The sequence below is a fragment of the Bradyrhizobium sp. AUGA SZCCT0176 genome (genome assembly GCF_018130145.1).
Lineage (GTDB): Bacteria > Pseudomonadota > Alphaproteobacteria > Rhizobiales > Xanthobacteraceae > Bradyrhizobium.
The window spans coordinates 1-2,766 of the sequence record NZ_JAFCMB010000048.1; the positions used below are offsets into that span (position 1 = coordinate 1).

Annotated in this window: 2 protein-coding genes; both read left to right on the plus strand. The window is 65.8% G+C overall.

Annotation, left to right across the window (positions count from 1 at the left end; translation table 11 throughout):
• On the plus strand, positions 1 to 2,295 hold a 2,295-nt coding region (locus JQ600_RS36600; RefSeq protein WP_212490445.1), incomplete at its 5' end, for a hybrid sensor histidine kinase/response regulator.
• Positions 2,296 to 2,314: 19 nt separating this feature from the next.
• Positions 2,315 to 2,766 (plus strand): chemotaxis protein CheW (locus tag JQ600_RS36605; protein WP_212215246.1); only part of this gene is annotated, 452 nt, incomplete at its 3' end.

Consider the following 2,766-nt stretch of genomic DNA (forward strand, 5'->3'; position numbering starts at 1 on the left):
GGCACGCTGGTGGATCAGGTGCTGGAACGGCCGCTGCGTCCGGGCGAAGTCTCGCTCGACGATCTCGAACGCGCCTTCCGCGAGACCGCGATCGAAGTCGTACCCGCGCCCGCAGTTGCTGCCAAAGCCGTGGCTCCCGCGGCGCCGGAAGCCGCCCCTGCGCCGCAGGCGGCAAAAGAAGTAAAGGCAAAGCCGGTCCGCAAGGCGGCCGCCGCCTCCGATGTCGGCGACGTGCAGGAAGCCGACAAGATCGCCAACCAGTCGATCCGCGTCAACGTGGACACGCTGGAACACCTGATGACCATGGTCTCCGAGCTGGTGCTGACCCGCAACCAGCTTCTGGAGATCTCCCGCCGCAACGAGGACACCGAGTTCAAGGTGCCGCTGCAGCGCCTCTCCAACGTCACCGCCGAGCTGCAGGAAGGCGTCATGAAGACGCGGATGCAGCCGATCGGCAATGCCTGGCAGAAGCTGCCCCGCATCGTCCGCGACCTCTCCGGCGAACTCGGCAAGCAGATCGAACTGGAGATGCACGGCGCCGACACCGAACTCGACCGCCAGGTGCTCGACCTGATCAAGGACCCGCTCACCCATATGGTGCGCAACTCCGCCGATCATGGCCTGGAGACCCCGGCCGAGCGGGCCGCCTCCGGCAAGCCCGAGCAGGGCACCATTCGCCTGTCCGCCTATCACGAGGGCGGCCACATCATCATCTGCATCGCCGACAATGGCCGCGGGCTGAACACCGAGCGGATCAAGGCCAAGGCACTGCAGAACGGGCTCGTCTCCGAGGCTGAACTGGAGAAGATGACCGAAGCCCAGATCCACAAGTTCATCTTCGCGCCGGGCTTCTCCACCGCCGCCACCGTCACCTCGGTCTCCGGCCGCGGCGTCGGCATGGACGTGGTGCGCACCAATATCGACCAGATCGGCGGCACCATCGACATCAAGTCGGTGGCCGGCGAGGGCTCAAGCGTCACCATCAAGATCCCGCTGACGCTCGCCATCGTCTCGGCCCTGATCGTGGAAGCCGGCGGCGACCGCTTTGCTATACCCCAATTGTCTGTTGTCGAGCTGGTCCGCGCCCGCGCCAACTCCGAACACCGCATCGAGCGCATCAAGGACACCGCGGTGCTGCGGCTGCGCAACAAGCTGCTGCCGCTGATGCACCTGAAGAAGCTCCTCAAGATCGACGACGGCTCCTCCTCCGACCCCGAGAACGGTTTTATCGTGGTGACCCAGGTCGGCAGCCAGACGTTCGGCATCGTGGTCGACGGCGTGTTCCACACCGAAGAGATCGTGGTCAAGCCGATGTCCACAAAGCTGCGTCACATCGACATGTTCTCCGGCAACACCATCCTGGGCGATGGCGCCGTGATCATGATCATCGACCCCAACGGCTTTGCCAAAGCGCTCGGCGCCGCCGGCTCCTCCGCCCAGGGGATGGCGGACGAGAACGCGGCGGCCCATGCCAACACCGGCGAACAGCTGACCTCGCTGCTGGTGTTCCGCGCCGGCTCGACCCAGCCCAAGGCGGTGCCGCTCGGCCTCGTCACCCGGCTGGAGGAGATCGCCACCGACAAGATCGAACTCTCTAACGGCCGCTACATGGTGCAGTATCGCGAGCAGCTGATGCCGCTGGTGCAGATGACCGGGGTCAACGTCCAGACCTCGGGCGCCCAGCCGATCCTGGTGTTCGCCGACGACGGCCGCTCGATGGGGCTGGTGGTCGACGAGATCATCGACATCGTCGAGGAGCGGCTGCACATCGAGGTCGCCGGTTCCAGTGAAGGCATTCTGGGTTCGGCCGTGATCAAGGGCCAGGCCACCGAAGTGATCGACGTCGGTCATTTCCTCCCGATGGCGTTTGCCGACTGGTTCTCCCGCAAGGAGATGCGCCCGTCAGTGACCGCGCAGTCGGTGCTCTTGGTCGACGACTCAGCCTTCTTCCGCAACATGCTGGCGCCGGTGCTCAAAGCCGCCGGCTACCGGGTGCGGGTCGCCCCCAATGCGCAGGAAGGCCTCACCGCGCTGCGTTCGGGCCAGACCTTCGACGTGGTGCTGACCGACATCGAGATGCCCGACATGAACGGGTTCGAGTTTGCCGAGACGATCCGGGCTGACCAGCACTTGAGCGCGATGCCGATCATCGCGCTGTCCTCGATGGTCTCTCCGGCGGCGATCGAGCGCGGGCGGCAGGCCGGCTTCCACGATTACGTCGCCAAGTTCGACCGTCCCGGCCTGATCGCGGCGCTGAAGGAACAGACCGCCGGCGAAACCAGGCGCGCGGCGTAGGAATCAAGGATCGCACACGATGACAACCAAGACCGATACCATTGAGGGCACCGTGGTCGAATACGTCACCGCCGTGATCGGCGGGCAATTGTTCGGCCTGCCGATCTCCCGCGTCCAGGACGTGTTCATGCCGGAACGGCTGACCCGCGTTCCCCTGTCCTCGGCCGAGATCGCCGGCGTGCTCAATCTGCGCGGCCGCATCGTCACGGTCGTCGACATGCGCGCCCGGCTCGGGCTGCCCAAAAACGACGACGGCAAGCCGCCGATGGCGGTTGGCGTCGACCTGCGCGGCGAGTCCTACGGCCTCTTGATCGACCAGATCGGCGAGGTGCTCCGGCTGCCCGACGACAGCCGTGAGGAAAACCCCGTCAATCTCGATCCCCGCATGGCCAAGCTCGCCGGCGGCGTCCACCGCCTCGACGGCCAGCTCATGGTCGTCCTCGATGTCGATCGCGTCCTCGAAATCGTGCC